This is a genomic window from Bradyrhizobium sp. HKCCYLRH3099, from assembly GCF_051167855.1.
Classification (GTDB): Bacteria; Pseudomonadota; Alphaproteobacteria; order Rhizobiales; family Xanthobacteraceae; genus Bradyrhizobium.
Genome location: NZ_JBNPTW010000002.1, coordinates 368,768 through 386,147, shown reverse-complemented (window position 1 = coordinate 386,147; position 17,380 = coordinate 368,768). Strand labels below are relative to the sequence as shown.

Below are 17,380 nucleotides of genomic sequence, written 5' to 3'. Positions count from 1 at the left end.
CGACAACGTTCCGCCTCAATCGTCGCCGGATCTGGGTCTGCTCAGGCCCCGCCCGGCTGTACGTAGCAGAACACGTAGCGATTCCGGCTCAGGAAGATCACGCCGTGCCCCGTGGGATTGCCTTTGTCCCACTTCAGCTTGTGATCGGGAACTTCGATCTCGGTACCGACATCGATATGCGGCCGGCCACGCGGCTCGTCGGGACGATCATCGGTGATGATGACGTAGGTCTTGCCGTCGCGGACGTGGACTTCATCGGCGAAGTAGGCATCGGCCTCACCGCAGCACGACGCCGTCGGCACGTCCGGCTGCATCAGCGCCTCGTACCACCGGCGCAATGCAGGATCGACTGACTCCCATTGGCCGAGATCACGCGCACTTGCACTCACCCAAAGGCAACACAGCATGCCGAGCCAAAGGATGCTTCGCCTCATCCCGTCTACTCCTCTGTTGATCCCGGCATGTTGCAGCGAAGCAATGTTCATGCCGCAGAGCAGCACGAAAAAGGTGCGATCATGCCGGCTGCAAATATGACGCGATGACAAAGGCTTGGCTCGACGCCTGCCGCCACGCGGGAAAACGTCCCAGCTTGGCGAGGATACCTGCCCAGCTTTTCGTATTGACGCCTCCCGGAATCGAGCGGAGTGTTGTTCCCGCAGCGTCAGGATAGGCGCGCATAAAAATCTTGGAGGAAATGAATGAAGCGGATCGCGCTGGCCGCAGGCCTCGCCATTCTTGCATCACATGGTGCGAGCGCGCAGAGCGCCGATCAGTTGGTCAAGGGTGCAACTGATACGGCAAACGTCCTCAACTACGGCATGGGCTACAATCTGCAGCGGTTCAGCTCGCTCACGCAGATCAACAAGGACAACGCCAAGAACCTCGTTCCGGTCTGGAATTACAGCTTTGCTGATGATCGCAGCGAGGAGTCGCAGCCACTGATCTATCAGGGCGTGCTCTACGTCACGACGCACAATGCGACGATGGCCGTCGATGCCAAGACCGGCAAGCAGATCTGGAAGAGCAAGATCGAGTATCCGGCCGAGACCCCGCGCGTCGTCTGCTGCGGCATCATCAATCGCGGCGCCGCGCTGTACGACGGCAAGGTTTTCCGCACCACGCTCGACGCCAACGTGATCGCTCTCGACGCCAAGACCGGCAAGGAGCTGTGGCGCCAGAAGGCCGCCGACATCAAGGAAGGCTACTCGATGACCGTCGCGCCGCTGGTGGCGGACGGCGTCGTGCTGACCGGCATCTCGGGCGCGGAGTTCGGCACCCGCGGCTTCATCGACGGTTGGGATCCCGCGACCGGCAAGCATCTGTGGCGCACCCACACGGTGCCGACCCCGGATGAACCCGGCGGCGATACCTGGAAGGGCGATACCTGGAAGCTCGGCGGCGGCTCGACCTGGATCACCGGCTCGTATGACCCCGAGCAGAACACCGTGTTCTGGGGCGTCGGCAATCCCGGCCCGTTCAACGCGGCGGTGCGCCCGGGTGACAATCTCTACACCTGCTCGGTGCTCGCGCTCGATCCGAAGACCGGCAAGATGAAGTGGCACTTCCAGTTCTCGCCGAACAACCCGTTCGACTATGACGCGGTCGCCGAGATGGTGCTCGCCGACATGAACGTTGAGGGCAAGCCGACCAAGGTGTTGATGAACGCCAACCGCAACGGCTTCTTCTACGTGCTCGATCGCACCAACGGCAAGCTGCTGGCGGCCAATCCCTATGTGAAGGTCAACTGGGCCTCCAGCATCGACCTGAAGACCGGCAAGCCAGTCGAAACCGATGTCACGCGTGATGCGCGCGAGGGCAAGAAAGTCACGGTCTATCCGTCGATCCTCGGCGGCAAGAACTGGCAGCCGATGTCGTTCAATCCGCAGACCGGCCTGGCCTATGCCAATACGCTGGTGTTCGGCGGCCACTACAAGACCGAGCCCGCCACCTACAAGGCCGGCGAGTGGTACCTCGGCATGGACCTGACGGATCTCTGGGATTGGCCGGAAGGTCCGCGCGGTCAGCTGAAGGCCATCGATCCGATGACCGGCAAGACCAAGTGGGAGCAGCCGAGCGACATTCCGCGCTTCTCGGGCGTGTTGTCGACCGCCGGCGGCGTGGTGTTCTCGGGCAAGCTGACCGGCGAGTTCGAGGCCTTCGACGCCGACAGCGGCAAGAAGCTGTGGCAGTTCCAGACCGGCTCCGGCATCGAGGGCCAGCCCGTGACTTGGCAGCAGGATGGCGTGCAATACGTCGCCGTCACCTCCGGCTATGGCGGCGTCTACTCGCTGTTCTCCGGCGACGAGCGCCTGGCCAACGTTCCGGCGGGCGGCTCGCTCTGGGTCTTCGCGGTCAAGAACTGAGTTCGGATTGCCCGTGAAGCAGATGTTCCTGAAAACGGCGGCGACCATCGCCGCCGTCGTCGCGATCTCGGCCGCGCTTTCGGCGGCCGCCTTCGCGCAACAACAAGACGGCACCGCGGCCCACAGCGCGATCGACCTCGGCAAGACCACCTTCGCCCAGAAGTGCTCGCACTGCCATGGCCCGAACATGGTGAATTCCGGCACGGTCACGCCGGACCTGCGCCGTTTTCCCGACGATCAACCGCGCTTCGTCACCACGGTGAAACAGGGCAAGAATGGCCGCATGCCGCCCTGGGGCGACATTCTCAGCGATGACGAGATCACGGCGCTCTGGGCCTATGTGTCGAGCCGGAGAACGCAATGATGCGCCGTCTGATTCATTGCGCAGCGGCATTCCTGATGTTGTCGGCATCATCAGCGGTTCAGGCCGCTGACGATGTGCTGCGCATCTGCCTCGACGAGAACCTCCCGCCGCTGTCGGTCCATCATCGTGGCAAGCCCGGGAGCGGGTTTGACGTGCTGCTGGGTCAGGCGATCGCGGACCGGCTCGGCAGGAAACTCGAGATCCAATGGTATGAGAGCAAGCTGGACGAGGATTCCTCGCCGGCATTGGAGGCGAACGCGCTGCTGTCCGATGGACGCTGCTCGCTGCTCGGGAGCTACGCCTTCACCCAGGACGGGCTGGTCGCACCCGGCGTCAAGACCGCCAAACTGCCCGACTATGACGGCGCGACGCGCGACGACCGGCGGCGGCGCATTGCGCTCGGCATGCTGACGCCGAGCAAGCCCTATCTGTTCTCGACTCTGACGGTCGTTATCGGCCCTTCCGCAAAACAGCGCCGGATCACGGACATCGGCGATCTCGCCGGACTGAAGCTCGCGATCGAGAGCGGCACGCTGGCCGACGCGATCCTGATGACGTTCGACAAGGGCCGCCTGATCGACGATATCACGCACTTGATCCCGACGCGGGATGATCTCCTGGGCGCGCTCGAGCAGGGCAAGTTCGAGGCGACACTGCTCGACGGCAGACGCTTCGATGCCTATCGGGCCGCTCATCCGGACAGCAAGCTCGTGGCCTCCGGCTACAGCTATCCGATCGGCGCCAACCGGGGCTATGTCGCTTTGTCCAGCGCGACAGAGCTGCTCGCTTCGGTCAACAAGATCCTCGCGGAGCTCGAGTCGTCTGGCGATCTCGCCAGGTTCGCCGCGACAGCCGGCCTGACCTATCTGCCGCCGCGCGAGCCGATCATCCTCGGCGATGCATTCCAGAAGATCATCCGGAGCGGCGCGCGCTAGCGCCGCTTCCATTTAGTCAGCGCGGGCTGCCGTCTTGTGAACCGACGACGGCACGACGCCGAAATACTTCCGGAACACGCGGCTGAAGTGCGACGAGCTCGAAAAGCCCCACGAGAACGCGACGTCAGTAATCGTCTTGCCGCTCTGAGTCTCCAACTCCTGACGGCAATGCTGCAACCGGGCGCGCCAGATGTAGTCGCTGACGGTCATGCCGCGATCGCTGAACACCATGTGAAGGTAGCGCTTCGTACAACCTAAGGCTGCCGATATCTGATCGATGCAGAGATCAGGGTCGCGCAGATGTTCGCGGATGAAGGCCTGCGCGCGGATATAGACCGCCTCGGGTCCGGCACGATCGAGCATCCTGTCGGCTTCCCGCAATGGCAACAGCAACAGATCGATCAGCGACTCGGCAACGCTTGCTGCCGAGTTCGCCGACAGCCGCGTCGCCTCGTCGAATGCCGCATGCGTCACATCGTGCGCGATCCGCCCGGTTCCGCTGCGTGCCGAGAGCTTGTAGGCCGGCATCTTCTCGGCGCGGAAGCCGCGTTCCTGCAACAATTCCTTCGGCACGATCACCACGTCATGGCGTGTGAGCGCTGGGCTGATGATGGTGTGCGGCGATGACACGTCATAGGCCAGGCAATCCCCCGGGCCGATCTCGATCTGCCGTCCATCCTGCTCAAAATAGGACGTTCCGTAGGTCTGGAACAGGATCTTGATATAGGGATGCGCCACCTTCTGCGCCCGCGCATAGGTGTGGGCGATGCGATGCTGGCTCGCCTCGATCTGGCAGAGCTTCAGGCGGGACACGGTCGTGAAATTGATCCGCCCCTCGAAAGACGCGCCCTCCAGCGGGTCGACATCGAAACGTCCGCAGAGATCAGTCAGTGCATCTGACCAACGTTGGATCTGGCTCTTCGGCGAGAACCCTGACGTACTAAGCGAACGGATCGTATCGGACATCTTCATCCACCGATTCATGATCGAAGCGCAACGGGTCCGCCGCAGGACGGCGGACGAGAGTTCAGCCAAAATGCTCCCATTTTAAGGCCGCCCAGAGTCGTCGCGGCGCACGAGTTCCACATTCGTCCCCGTTTGATCCTCCGCCTTCGCCCCTATCACGTCAAGGGAAACATCAACCTTCGGTGGAACCGGCACGCTGCAAATTGATGCTGCGCAGCAAGAACGCGTCTCATGTTGCGGACCAGCAAAGCAAAATCTCCTCCAAAAACTTCTCATCGCTTCACTCTTGAGCAAGCGCTTTTCTCTTTTGGGCAAGTTTCCCGTTTGGGAAGTGGATAATCAATGATGCCGAAAACGAATACTGGGCCGCGTGCTGCGGAACCTCAGTTGAACCCGGGAGGAAAGACGATGCGAAGAGTTCTGCTCGCAACATGTCTGACGTCAGTCGCGGCACTTGCCGCGGGTGGCGCATTTGCCAGCGAAGAGCTGGTCAAGATGTCGGCCAACCCGAAGGACTGGGTGATGCCGGCCGGCGACTACGCCAACACGCGCTACTCCAAGCTCAACCAGATCAACGCCCAGAACGTCGGCAAGCTGCAGGTCGCGTGGACCTTCTCCACCGGCGTGCTGCGCGGCCACGAAGGCGGGCCGCTGATCGTCGGCAACATGATGTATGTGCATACGCCGTTCCCGAACAAAGTGTACGCGATCAATCTGGCCGACGACAACAAGATCGTCTGGAAATACGAACCCAAGCAGGATCCGAACGTCATTCCGGTGATGTGCTGCGACACGGTCAATCGCGGTGTCGCCTATGGCGACGGCAAGATCTTCCTGCACCAGGCCGACGACAAGCTGGTGGCGATCGACGCCAAGTCCGGCCAGCAGGTCTGGACCGCCATCAACGGCGATCCGAGCAAGGGCCAGACCGGCACCTCCGCTCCGCTGGTCGTGAAGGACAAGGTCCTGGTCGGCACATCGGGCGGCGAGTTCGGCGTCCAGTGCAGCATGACCGCCTACGACATCAAGAGCGGGAAGCAGGTCTGGAAGGCCTATTCGGAAGGGCCGGACGATCAGATCCTGTTCGACGCCAACACCACCTCGCTCGGCAAGCCGGTCGGCAAGGATTCGAGCCTGAAGACCTGGCAGGGCGACCAGTGGAAGACCGGCGGCGGCTGCACCTGGGGCTGGATCTCCTACGATCCGCAGCTCGACATGGTCTATTACGGCTCGGGCAACCCCTCGACCTGGAATCCGAAGCAGCGTCCGGGCGACAACAAGTGGTCGATGACGATCTTCGCGCGCGCTGCCGACACCGGCGTCGCGAAGTGGGTCTATCAGATGACGCCTCACGACGAGTGGGACTATGACGGCGTCAACGAGATGATCCTCTCGGACCAGTCGATCAACGGCCAGCCGCGCAAGCTGCTGACGCATTTCGATCGTAACGGCCTCGCCTATACGCTCGATCGCGCCAATGGAGAGCTGCTCGTCGCCGAGAAGTTCGATCCAAAGGTGAATTGGACCACCGGCGTCGACATGGACAAGAACTCGGCGACCTATGGCCGTCCGAAGGTTGTCGACCAGTACTCGACCGACAAGCAGGGCGAGGACGTCAACACCAAGGGCATCTGCCCGGCCGCGCTCGGCACCAAGGACGAACAGCCGGCCGCCTACTCGCCGGACACGCAGCTGTTCTACGTGCCGACCAACCACGTCTGCATGGACTACGAGCCCTTCAAGGTGAGCTACACCGCAGGTCAGCCCTATGTCGGCGCGACGCTGTCGATGTATCCGCCGGCGGGTGAGACCCATATGGGCAACTTCATCGCCTGGGACGGCAAGACCGGCAAGATCGCCTGGTCGAACAAGGAGCCGTTCTCGGTGTGGTCGGGTGCGCTCGCGACCGCTGGTGGCGTGGTGTTCTACGGCACGCTGGAAGGCTACCTGAAGGCTGTCGATGCCAAGACGGGCAAGGAGCTGTACAAGTTCAAGACCCCATCCGGCATCATCGGCAACGTCACGACCTATGAGAACGGCGGCAAGCAGTATGTCGCGGTGCTCTCGGGTGTGGGTGGCTGGGCCGGCATCGGCCTCGCGGCCGGCCTGACCGATCCGACCGCCGGTCTCGGCGCCGTCGGCGGCTATGCGGCCCTGAGCAACTACACCGCGCTCGGCGGCACGCTCACCGTGTTCTCGCTGCCGCAGCAGTGAGCTAGCCTCTCTGCCTCCGGCGCATGGATCTCTCCATGCGCCGGTTCGCCTGCCCCAGAAAATTAAGGGAAAACGCCCTTGCGTAAGATCTGCTTTGCGGTGGTCACGGCCGTAGGCCTGGCAGCCGGCGGGATGACTGTTGCCGAAAACGCCTGGGCCGAAGGCCCTGGAGATCCGACGGCCGTCAAGTCCGAAGACGGGAAGTATCTCGATAAGGAAGGCAACCCAACCTACAAGGTGGGCGCCGACGGCACGGTCGACTGGTACACCTATTCCGGCTACCGCCGCTATCACTCCGAATGCCATGTCTGCCATGGCCCGGACGGCATGGGGTCGACCTATGCGCCCGCGTTGAAGGACTCGGTCAAGAACATGAGCTATGGCGACTTCCTCGGCGTCGTCGCCAGCGGCCGCAAGAACATCAGCACGGCGCAGGAGAACGTCATGCCGGCCTTCGGCGACAATCCGAATGTGGCCTGCTACATGGACGATCTGTATATCTATCTCCGCGCCCGCTCGACCGATGCCGTGGGGCGCGTTCGCCCGGCCAAGCATGAGGGTAAGCCGCCAGCCTATACGGAAGCGGAGAACTCCTGCATGGGCAAGAAATGACTGACGAAGGCCGCGCCCTGGGCAGGACCGCGGCCTCGAGAGAATGAAACAGGAGTTTGAGACATGAAGACGCGCGCCGCGGTCGCTTTCGAAGCCAAGAAACCGCTGGAGATCGTCGAGGTCGACCTCGAAGGGCCGAAGGCCGGCGAGGTGCTGGTCGAGATCAAGGCCACCGGCATCTGCCACACCGATGCCTATACGCTCGACGGCTTCGACAGCGAAGGCATCTTCCCTTCGATCCTCGGCCATGAGGGCGCCGGCATCGTGCGTGAGGTCGGGCCCGGCGTCACCTCGGTCAAGCCCGGCGACCACGTCATTCCGCTGTACACACCGGAATGCCGCCAGTGCAAGAGCTGCCTCAGTCGCAAGACCAATCTCTGCACCGCGATCAGAGCCACGCAAGGCAAGGGCCTGATGCCCGACGGCACCTCGCGCTTCAGCTACAAGGGCCAGACCATCTACCACTATATGGGCTGCTCGACGTTCTCCAACCACACCGTGTTGCCCGAGATCGCGGTCGCCAAGATCCGCGAGGACGCCCCCTTCGACAAGAGCTGCTACATCGGCTGCGGCGTGACCACCGGCGTCGGCGCCGTGGTCAACACCGCCAAGGTCGAGCCCGGCGCGAATGTCGTCATCTTCGGCCTCGGCGGTATCGGCCTGAACGTCATCCAGGGCGCGAAGATGGCCGGCGCCGACAAGATCATCGGCGTCGATATCAACGACAGCAAGGAGGAATGGGGCCGCCGCTTCGGCATGACCCATTTCGTCAACCCGAAGAAGGTCACCGGCGACATCGTCCAGCACCTCGTCGCGCTCACCGACGGCGGCGCCGACTACACCTTCGACTGCACCGGCAACACCACCGTCATGCGCCAGGCTCTCGAAGCCTGCCATCGCGGCTGGGGCGAATCGATCATCATCGGCGTCGCCGAGGCCGGAAAGGAGATCGCGACCCGTCCGTTCCAGCTCGTCACCGGGCGCGTCTGGAAGGGCACCGCGTTCGGCGGCGCGCGCGGGCGCACCGACGTCCCCAAGATCGTCGACTGGTACATGAACGGGAAGATCGAAATCGACCCGATGATCACCCACACGCTGACGCTCGAAGAGATCAACAAAGGCTTCGACCTGATGCATGAGGGCAAATCGATCCGTTCCGTCGTCGTGTTCTGACCCGAGCCACGCAAAACTGAGGAGGATTGCGCCATGACTGTCCACATTCACCCGTCCGTTGATAACGGCGTCAAACAGGGAAGCGGCCACTTCGCGGGCGGCACCCTGGTCTGCAAGTGCCACGACCGGCCGGTGAAGGTCGGCATTCAGGGCGACGTCGCGCACAACCACGCGTGCGGCTGCACCAAGTGCTGGAAGCCGTCGGGCGCAACCTTCTCGGTCGTGGCGGTGGTGCCGCGGCAGAACGTGACCGTGCTGGAGAATGGCGACAAGCTGAAGATCGTCGATCCCTCGGCGGTCATCCAGCGCTACGCCTGCACCGGCTGCGGCACGCACATGTACGGTCGGATCGAGAATACGGGCCATCCGTTCTACGGCCTCGACTTCATCCATCCCGAGCTGTTCCAGGAACAGGGGTCGGCGGCTCCGGGCTTTGCTGCCTTCGTCTCCTCGGTGATCGAGTCGGGCGTGAAGCCGGAGCAGATGGGCGAGATCAGGGCGCGGCTGAAGGAACTGGGGCTCGAGCCCTATGACTGCCTGTCGCCGGCGCTGATGGATGCGATTGCCACCCACGTGGCGAAAGCAAAGGCGGCCTGACGGCCGCGCAGTACCAAGCGTAACAACTGAAGCGTTCCTTCCTGAAGACTTGGTGCCTCGCCTGCCCCACGCTGGCGAGGCATTCTTTTTTGGCCGCGGCATCCGCCTCGCGACCACGATCATCTGCGCATCGTGCGATGTTCCGCGTTCGCATCGCAGCGGGCTGCGCACGCAGCGCACGCGCGTCCTGACAACACACGCGCCTGTGTAGACCGATGCTGTTCGCGGTCTGCTATCATGAGTCGCTTTCCGACAACTCTCAATCGATCCGGCGCGTGCACCAGGGACATATGGTTCCGCGCGCGTCCACCAACGATCAGAACCAGCGACCATTGGTCCGACAAAGCGAGGGCGAACATGATCAAGGTGAAAATCAACGGGCAGGAGCAGAGCTGGGATGGCGATCCGAGCCTGTCTCTGTTGTGGTATCTGCGCGATGAGCTGGGGCTCACCGGCTCGAAATATGGCTGCGGCCAGGCGCTGTGCGGCGCCTGCACCGTGATGGTCGACAAGGAGGCCGCGCGTTCCTGCATCACAGCCATTTCCGATGTCGCAGGCCGCGAGGTCACCACCATCGAGGGCCTGCATCCGACCGGCGACCACCCGGTGCAGAAGGCGTGGCGGCAGGTCAATGTGCCGCAATGCGGCTTCTGCCAGGCCGGGCAGATCATGCAGGCGGCGGCGCTGCTCAACCAGAATCCGAAGGCCTCGCACGACCAGATCCGGGACGCGATGTCCGGGAATATCTGCCGCTGCGGCTGCTATCAGCGCATCGAGAATGCGGTCCATCTGGCCTCGACGGGGGTGTGATCATGAACATCATCGCAAATCCCAAGACGGCGACCACCTCGCGCCGCGGCTTCGAGCAGCATCTCAAGGTCGAGAACGTCTCGCGGCGCGCCATCCTGCAGACGCTGGGCCTCGCCGGCGGCTTCGTCCTCGCAGCGCCGCTGCTGTCGCGCCCCGCTTTCGCCGCCTATGAAACTGGCGCCGGCAAGATGCCGCATGGCACCGTGGTCGATCCCAAGGTCTTCGTGTCGATCGCGCCTGACGGCATCGTCTCCATCCTCGCGCATCGCTCCGAGATGGGCACCGGCGTCCGCACCAGCCTGCCGCTGATCGTAGCGGAGGAGATGGAAGCCGACTGGTCGAAGGTTCGCGTCGTGCAGGCGCCCGGCGACGAGGTGAAGTTCGGCAACCAGGACACCGACGGCTCGCGCAGCACGCGGCACTATCTGCTGCCGATGCGCCAGATCGGCGCGATGGCGCGCGCCATGCTGGAAGCCGCCGCCGCCAAGAGGCTCGGCGTACCCGCCAGCGAGGTGAAGGCGGTCAACCACGAGGTCGTGCACAGCGCCAGCGGCAAGCGCCTCGGCTTCGGCGAGCTCGCGGCCGACGCCGCCAATCAGCCGGTGCCCGCGGTCGACACCATCAAGCTGAAGTCGCCGAAGGATTTCCGCTATCTCGGCAAGGGCCAGGTCAGCATCGTCGACCTGCACGACATCACCATCGGCAAGGCGCATTACGGCGCCGATGTCCGCCTGCCCGGCATGAAGTATGCCGTCATCGCGCGCCCACCCGTGACGGGCGGCAAGGTGAAGTCGTTCGATCCCGCTGAGGCGCTGAAGGTGTCCGGCGTCGAGAAGGTGCTCGAAGTCAAGGGCTGGCCGTGGCCGTCGAAGTTCCAGCCGCTCGGCGGCGTCGCCGTGATCGCGCGCAACACGGGTGCCGCGATCAAGGGCCGTGATGCCCTGAAAGTCGAATGGGACGATGGCCCCAATGCGGCTTACGACTCCGTCGCCTATCGCGCCGAGCTCGAAGCCGCCGCACGCCAGCCCGGCCTCGTCGTGCGCCAGGAAGGTGATGCCGAAGCGGCGCTGAAGTCGGCCGACAAGGTGATCACCGGCGAGTACTATTTGCCGCATTTCGCACACGCCAGCATGGAGCCGCCGGTCGCGGTGGCCGACGTCAAGGGTGACAAGGCCGAGATCTGGGCGCCGGTGCAGAGCCCCGGCGGCACCCGCGAGGATGTCGCCAAGACCTTGCAGATCCCGATCGAGAACGTGACCGTCAACGTCACGCTGCTCGGCGGCGGTTTTGGCCGCAAATCGAAGTGCGACTTCGCGCTCGAAGCCGCCCTGCTCTCCAAGGACCTGGGCGCGCCGGTGAAGGTGCAGTGGACGCGTGACGACGACATCCAGCACGACTTCCTGCACACCGTCTCGGTTGAGCGCATCGAGGCCGGCCTCGACAAGAGCGGCAAGGTGGTCGCCTGGCGTCACCGCAGCGTCGCGCCGACCATCCTCTCCACCTTCGCGGCCGGCGCCGATCATGCGGCGCCGTTCGAGCTCGGCATGGGCCTCGTCGACATGCCGTTCGAGATCGCCAACATCCAGTGCGAGAACCCCGCCGCCAAGGCGATGACGCGCATCGGCTGGTTCCGCTCGGTCTCGAACATTCCGCGCGCCTTCGCCGTGCAGTCGATGGTCGGCGAGATCGCCGCCGCCACCGGCCGCGACCAGAAGGAGATGCTGCTCGAGCTGATCGGCAGTCCGCGCGTCGTCAAGCTCGCCTCGGTGAAGGATCTCTGGAACTACGGCGAGCCCTATGAGAGCTACCCGATCGATACCGGGCGGCTGCGCCGCGTCGTCGAGTTCGTCGCCGAGAAGGGCAATTGGGGCCGCAGCGTTCCCAAGGGCCACGGCCTCGGCATCGCCGCCCATCGCAGCTTCGTCAGCTACATCGCCACGATCGTTGAGGTCGAGGTCGACGACAAGGGCAAGCTGACGGTGCATCAGGTCGACAGCGCGATCGACTGCGGTACGTTCGTCAACCCCGAGCGTATCGCCTCGCAGCTCGAAGGCGCCGCGATCATGGGGCTGAGCCTCGCCAAATATGGCGAGGTCAGCTTCAAGAACGGCCGGGTGCAGCAGCACAACTTCGACGACCATCAGGTGGTCCGGATCGACGAGGCGCCGCTGATCACCAACGTGCACATCGTGCCCGTCGATGCCGACACGCCGCCGAGCGGCGTCGGCGAGCCGGGCGTGCCGCCGTTCGCTCCGGCGCTCGCCAACGCGATCTTTGCCGCCACCGGAAAGCGCCTGCGCGCGTTGCCGATCGGCAATCAGCTCGCAATCTGAGCGCGGCCATCCGACGACGTCATCGGCCGGAGCGATCCGGCCGATGATCCTTTCAGCAGAGTCATGATGAGCTAGCGCCCGTAGCGCACCGAGGCATAGCGGCCGATCACAGCGCCGCGGGCCTGCCCCGGCGCTCCGGCGACGCCATGGGGCGTGCTGCCGCAGTCCTGGCGTAGCGGCGCAGGCGCCGCCTTGGTCGCGGCGGTCACAGGCGGCTGGCCCTCGACGAGCTTGGTCACCAGCGAGCGCAGCCGCTGGTTCTCGATTTCCAGCTCCTTCAGATGACGCAGGGCAGGACTGGTGAGGCCGCCATAGCGCTGGCGCCAGCGATAAAACGTGCGCAGCGACACACCGGCCGTGCTGCAAATTTCGGCAATCGGAACCCCCGACTCCGCCTCGCAAAGCAAAACCAAAATCTCGTGCTCGGTGTGCAGGGAACGTCGCATGATCACAGACCCCTACGCGGCCAACAGGTGTATTCTCGCATGATTTCCATGGGCTTGGTAGTACCCCCGCGCATGGCCCTCGTGACCGCGCGCCGCAGATGCGGGCTGCGGGGGCGGCCAAGCTCGATGGTGCGCGATCGCCGGGGCCTGTGGGCACCCCGTCGCCGATTGGCAAAATTGACATCAGCGGAGGACGCCGCGCCGATCTGCCGGGACCCTGAGCAAGGCTGACCAGTTTTTGGCATTGCCGCCCGCCGCATCCTGCCTTGATATCAGGATCAATAGTCGAGCCCGACGGAGACAGCCCATGTCCAAACGCCACGAGATTCCCGCGACGCATGAGAGCATGGTGTGGGGCTATCTCGACAGCACCACGCCGCCGGTGCTCGAGGTCGCCTCCGGCGACACCGTCACACTGCATTCGTTCCCGGCCGGCGGCAAGGAGACCTTGCCGGAGGACCGCAGCATCGTTCCGCCCGCCTATCTCACCGCGCTGGACACCATGGTCCAGGGTCCGGGACCGCATTTCATCACCGGCCCCGTCTATGTGAAGGGCGCGCAGCCGGGCGATACACTGCAGGTCGACATCCTCAGTTGCAAGGTCAGCCAGGACTGGGGTTTTGTCTCGATCCTGCCTTTGCTCGGCACCCTGCCCGACGAGTTCACCGACTACGAGACGATCCATCCGAAGGTCGATCACGAGCGCCAGGTCTGCATCATGCCGTGGGGCACCGAGATCGCGCTCGATCCGTTCTTCGGCATCATCGCGACCGCGCCGCCGCCGGCCTGGGGACGGTGCGGCTCGCCGGTGCCGCGCAGTTTTGGCGGCAACATGGACAACAAGGAGCTGCGGCCCGGCACCACGCTGTATCTGCCCGTGTTCAACGAGGGCGCGCTGTTCTTCGCCGGCGACGGCCACGGCGTGCAGGGCGACGGCGAGGTCTGCATCACCGCGCTGGAGACCGGCGTCAGCGGCACCTTCCGCCTGACCGTGCGCAAGGACATGGACATCACCTGGCCGTTCGCCGAGAACGCCACGCATCTGATGTCGATCGGCCTCGACGAGGATCTCGACGACGCCGCCAAACAGGCGACCCGCGAGATGGTCAAGCATGTCTGCGCCCGCACCAATCTGTCGCGCAACCAGGCCTACATGCTGTGCTCGCTGGCCGGCAATCTGCGCGTCACCCAGATGGTGGACGGCAACAAGGGCATCCACATGCTGCTGCCGAAGGCGTATCTCTAGTCCCTCCTCTACCGGTTGACGAAGCGGTCGTGCGCGGTCAGGACCACCTGGCCACCGGCATCGACCGCCTGGAAGGTGATGTCCGCATCCTCCGGCTCGGGCATGGTCAGCGTCACGCGCAGCGTCTCGGAGCCATCCGGCTCGACCTCGATTGCATCCGCCGTGGCATGGCCGACGATCGCGAGCGCCGCATCGGCGCCGCTGATCGCGAGCTTGAACGTCTGCACGGCCGAGGACTTGTTGAGCAGCTTCACCGTATAGGCATTGCGCACCGAGCCATCCGACAGCCGCACCGACATCGGATCGCGATCGTGCTGCACCGACAGCACGGCGGTGGTCTTGGTCACGAATGACACCGCGATCACCCCGGCCAGCGCCACGCAGGCGAGCGCGAGCCCGATCGTCTTCGGCCGCAGCAGCCGCGACACGCGCGGCTCGCCCACACGGCCACGCTCGATGTTCTCCCAGCTCTCGTAGTCGATCAGCCCGCGCGGACGATCGAGCTTGGCCATCACGCCGTCGCAGGCATCGACACAGAGGCCGCAATTGATGCAGGCGAAGTTCGGGCCCTGGCGGATGTCGATGCCGATCGGGCAGACCGCGACGCAGGCGCCGCAATCGACGCAGTCGCCGGCCGGCTGGCCCAGCGCGCGCGCCTCGGCCGCCTTCTTCGCCGACATCCTGATCTCGCCACGATAGTCGCGGTAGTTCACGGTGAAGGCTTGGGGATCCCAGATCGCGCCCTGCAGGCGCGGCCACGGGCACATGAAGGTGCAGACCTGCTCGCGCGCGAAGCCGGCGAGGCCATAGGTCGTGCCGGCAAACACCAGCGTCCAGGTCAATGCGGTCGCCGACATCTCGCCATGGACGAGATCGCGCAGCAGCTCCGGCGCATCGGTGAAGTAGAAGATCAGCGTGCCGCCGGTGAGAAGCGCGATCATCATCCACAGCGCATGCTTGGTCGCGATCTGCGCGACGCGCTTTGCCGTCAACGGCGCGCCGATGTTCTTGAGCCGCTGCCGGCGGTCGCCTTCGACGAGGCGCTCGACCAGCAGGAACAGATCGGTCCACACCGTCTGCGGACAGGCGAAGCCGCACCAGAGACGGCCGGCCAGCGCGTTGACCAGGACGAGGATGAACGTCGCCAGCAGCATCGCCGCGGTGATCAGATAGAGGTCCTGCGGCCAGATCTCGGCCGGGCCGAGATAGAGTTTGCCATGGGCGAAATCGAGCAGCACCGCCTGGTCCGGGGCGTTGGCGCCGCGATTCCAGCGGATGAACGGGGTGACGTAGTAGACCGACAGGGTGAGCATCAGGATCAGCCATTTGAGCCGGCGGATCGGGCCCTTGACGGCTTGGGGAACCACGGGGCCGCCGAGGTGGCGCGGCGATCGGGCCGGCTTGCGCGCGGGCGCCTTGGCTCGAGCCGGAGATGGGCTTGGGCCCTGCCCCTGCGCCATGCGGCGCGTCCTGGCGTGATCGATCTCGATGGTGATGGCCACGTCTACCCTCGTTCGCTTGCCTGTTGCGGGCGACGATAGGCGGCGGCGCGAGCTGGCTCTTTGTCGGCCCACAAACTTGCGAACGGGTGGCAGTGGTTGTTTGCGCGGGAACAACGATGGGAGGCGGCCGGCAGGCGATGAGGGGCGCGGCGCCGCGAGCGCCATGGCGGCAGGTGCGGCATCCGGAGGGATGATTGCGACTGTCGCCCTTTGGGATAACAGCCCACGCGGCGACGCTCGCTCCCAACCTCTCCCCGCGTGCGGGGAGAGGTCGGATTGCATCGCCAGATGCAATCCGGGTGAGGGGGGCTCTCCGCACGGTCGGTGGGTGTGGCTGCCCCTCACCCCATCCCTCTCAGCGCGAGCGAAGCTCGTTGCGGCCCCGTGAAGGACGGGGAGAGGGAGCGCACCATCGTCGCGGCGACCAGCTTCATCTGATTTGACAGGAGAGACGCTTGGCAGATTGACCTCGTATCCTCCTCGTCTCAAACGATCTTGATCGACATGTCCGGCAGGCCCTCGAGCTTGCACAGCAGCACGTCGCCCTTCACCACCGGGCCGACATTTTCCGGCGTGCCGGAATAGATGATATCGCCGGCCTTGAGCTCGAACGCCTCGGAGAGTTTTGCGATCTGCTCCGCCACGCTCCAGATCATCTTGGTGAGATCGGAGTTCTGCCGGACCGTCCCGTTGACCGCGAGCGAGATCGCGCCCTTGGTGAAGTGGCCGACCTTCGAAACCGGATGGATCGGGCCGATGACGGCGGCATGATCGAAACTCTTGCCGATCTCCCACGGCTTCTTCTCGGCGGCCATGCCGTTCTGCAGGTCACGCCGGGTCATGTCCAGGCCGAGCGCGTAGCCGTAGACGTGATCGAGCGCCTTATCGACCGGGATGTTGGTGCCTCCCGATTTCAGCGCCGCCACCAGTTCGACCTCGTGGTGATAGTTCTTGGTAAGCGACGGATAGGGATGCTCGGCGACTTCGCCGACGGCGACGTTCTGGATGGCGTCGGTCGGCTTCTGGAAGAAGAACGGCGGCTCGCGGTTCGGATCGGAGCCGCGCTCGATCGCATGCGCCGCGTAGTTGCGGCCGATGCAGTAGATGCGGCGCACCGGGAAGACGCCCTGCTCGCCTGCGATCGGAATGGTCGTGGAAGGCACTGAGAAGATCGGCTGCGGAACGGCTTGCGCCGTCGCGGGCCGCGTGTCGGCGATGATCGCGGCCGCCGCGGCGGCGCTGCCGGCGACGAAAAGATCGCGGCGTGAGGTGTCTGCCATGGGTTCCTCCAGGGAGCAGCCGTTACGACCGGCTGATTGTTGGTTCTGACGCGCCGACGCGGCGCTCCCCAACTGATAAGCATATCCATTATGCCAGCGCCACCTCGCGCGCACGCGCCATCGTTCTCGCTGCGCAACACGCGCCCGAAGCGATGCTCGAGACCCTCGCTCGGCAACGCGAGGGCGCAAGGAGGACCGGACCTCGACTGAGGCCCGTGGCCCGCCTGCGGAAAAAAATGCAGGCGGCAGGTACCACAGGTTCAGCCGGACAGACCCGGCCCTCCCTGCGCGATGGGCTTCACGGCTGCTCCGAGCTCTCCCCGGGGACCGGCTTGTTTGCCCACGTCACCTCGACGACACGTCCTGTCAGGGTTCATGTCATCCAGGCTTGGCGCCAGCATCGGGGCGCCAGGACCACACGGCTTGACCGTCCGCGAACTTGCCAATCGTCCAGCGCATCAGCGCCTGACAGGCCCGCGGCCACCGCCCCCGCCTCAACGTATCGTGACGACGCGTACGCCCCTCAGCATGAGGACGGG

Annotated in this window: 15 protein-coding genes; 10 read left to right on the top strand and 5 right to left on the bottom strand. The window is 64.6% G+C overall.

All coding sequences use genetic code 11. From position 1 onward, the window contains the following. Positions 1–41 precede the first annotated feature (41 nt). The gene (locus tag ACQR1Y_RS07005; RefSeq protein ID WP_434876506.1) at positions 42–434 is read right to left on the bottom strand and encodes a hypothetical protein; all 393 of its coding nucleotides are present in this window, start codon (positions 432–434) and stop codon (positions 42–44) included. A 264-nt stretch (positions 435–698) separates the two neighbouring features. Between ACQR1Y_RS07005 and ACQR1Y_RS07000 the strand changes: the two genes are divergently transcribed. Genes ACQR1Y_RS07000 through ACQR1Y_RS06990 form a run of 3 tightly spaced genes read left to right on the top strand, consistent with a single transcriptional unit; the run spans position 699 to position 3,662 of the window. Beyond that, on the top strand, positions 699–2,363 hold the full coding sequence (locus tag ACQR1Y_RS07000) for a methanol/ethanol family PQQ-dependent dehydrogenase (RefSeq protein WP_434861453.1): 1,665 nt from the start codon (positions 699–701) through the stop codon (positions 2,361–2,363). A 22-nt stretch (positions 2,364–2,385) separates the two neighbouring features. After that, the gene (locus ACQR1Y_RS06995; protein WP_434861489.1) at positions 2,386–2,727 is read left to right on the top strand and encodes a c-type cytochrome; all 342 of its coding nucleotides are present in this window, start codon (positions 2,386–2,388) and stop codon (positions 2,725–2,727) included. Beyond that, entirely contained in the window at positions 2,727–3,662 is a 936-nt protein-coding gene (locus ACQR1Y_RS06990; protein ID WP_434876675.1) for a substrate-binding periplasmic protein, read from the top strand. The genes ACQR1Y_RS06995 and ACQR1Y_RS06990 overlap by 1 nt, the downstream gene beginning before the upstream one ends. A 12-nt stretch (positions 3,663–3,674) precedes the next feature. Here ACQR1Y_RS06990 and ACQR1Y_RS06985 read toward each other — a convergent pair whose 3' ends face one another. Next, positions 3,675–4,628: a helix-turn-helix domain-containing protein gene (locus ACQR1Y_RS06985; protein WP_434861487.1), complete on the bottom strand. Its 954-nt coding sequence runs from the start codon at positions 4,626–4,628 to the stop codon at positions 3,675–3,677. 408 nt (positions 4,629–5,036) lie between these two features. Here ACQR1Y_RS06985 and xoxF5 point away from each other — a divergent pair, with 408 nt between their 5' ends. The 6 genes from xoxF5 (at position 5,037) to ACQR1Y_RS06955 (ending at position 12,367) form a co-directional block, all read left to right on the top strand. Next, on the top strand, positions 5,037–6,842 hold the full coding sequence (gene xoxF5 / locus ACQR1Y_RS06980; RefSeq protein WP_434876507.1) for a lanthanide-dependent methanol dehydrogenase XoxF5: 1,806 nt from the start codon (positions 5,037–5,039) through the stop codon (positions 6,840–6,842). Positions 6,843–6,974: 132 nt separating this feature from the next. Continuing rightward, positions 6,975–7,454, top strand: a complete 480-nt coding sequence (locus tag ACQR1Y_RS06975; protein WP_434861451.1) for a c-type cytochrome, methanol metabolism-related — start codon at positions 6,975–6,977, stop codon at positions 7,452–7,454. 63 nt (positions 7,455–7,517) lie between these two features. Continuing rightward, positions 7,518–8,627, top strand: coding sequence for an S-(hydroxymethyl)glutathione dehydrogenase/class III alcohol dehydrogenase (locus tag ACQR1Y_RS06970; protein ID WP_434861450.1), 1,110 nt, complete (start codon positions 7,518–7,520; stop codon positions 8,625–8,627). 33 nt (positions 8,628–8,660) lie between these two features. Continuing rightward, positions 8,661–9,224, top strand: coding sequence for an S-(hydroxymethyl)glutathione synthase (gfa, locus tag ACQR1Y_RS06965; protein WP_434861449.1), 564 nt, complete (start codon positions 8,661–8,663; stop codon positions 9,222–9,224). Positions 9,225–9,581: 357 nt separating this feature from the next. Next, positions 9,582–10,034, top strand: coding sequence for a (2Fe-2S)-binding protein (locus ACQR1Y_RS06960; RefSeq protein WP_434876508.1), 453 nt, complete (start codon positions 9,582–9,584; stop codon positions 10,032–10,034). A 2-nt stretch (positions 10,035–10,036) separates the two neighbouring features. Continuing rightward, complete coding sequence (locus ACQR1Y_RS06955) at positions 10,037–12,367, top strand: molybdopterin cofactor-binding domain-containing protein (protein WP_434876509.1); 2,331 nt, start codon at positions 10,037–10,039, stop codon at positions 12,365–12,367. Positions 12,368–12,438: 71 nt separating this feature from the next. On the opposite strand, the gene ACQR1Y_RS06950 is transcribed toward ACQR1Y_RS06955, so the two are convergent. Beyond that, the gene (locus ACQR1Y_RS06950) at positions 12,439–12,813 is read right to left on the bottom strand and encodes a transposase (protein ID WP_434861447.1); all 375 of its coding nucleotides are present in this window, start codon (positions 12,811–12,813) and stop codon (positions 12,439–12,441) included. Between the two features lie 307 nt (positions 12,814–13,120). Between ACQR1Y_RS06950 and ACQR1Y_RS06945 the strand changes: the two genes are divergently transcribed. Continuing rightward, complete coding sequence (locus tag ACQR1Y_RS06945) at positions 13,121–14,059, top strand: acetamidase/formamidase family protein (RefSeq protein WP_434876510.1); 939 nt, start codon at positions 13,121–13,123, stop codon at positions 14,057–14,059. An 8-nt stretch (positions 14,060–14,067) separates the two neighbouring features. Here ACQR1Y_RS06945 and ccoG read toward each other — a convergent pair whose 3' ends face one another. Further along, positions 14,068–15,561, bottom strand: coding sequence for a cytochrome c oxidase accessory protein CcoG (gene ccoG, locus ACQR1Y_RS06940; RefSeq protein ID WP_434876511.1), 1,494 nt, complete (start codon positions 15,559–15,561; stop codon positions 14,068–14,070). Positions 15,562–16,046: 485 nt separating this feature from the next. After that, positions 16,047–16,841, bottom strand: coding sequence for a fumarylacetoacetate hydrolase family protein (locus ACQR1Y_RS06935; RefSeq protein WP_434876512.1), 795 nt, complete (start codon positions 16,839–16,841; stop codon positions 16,047–16,049). Between the last annotated feature and the right edge of the window lie 539 nt (positions 16,842–17,380).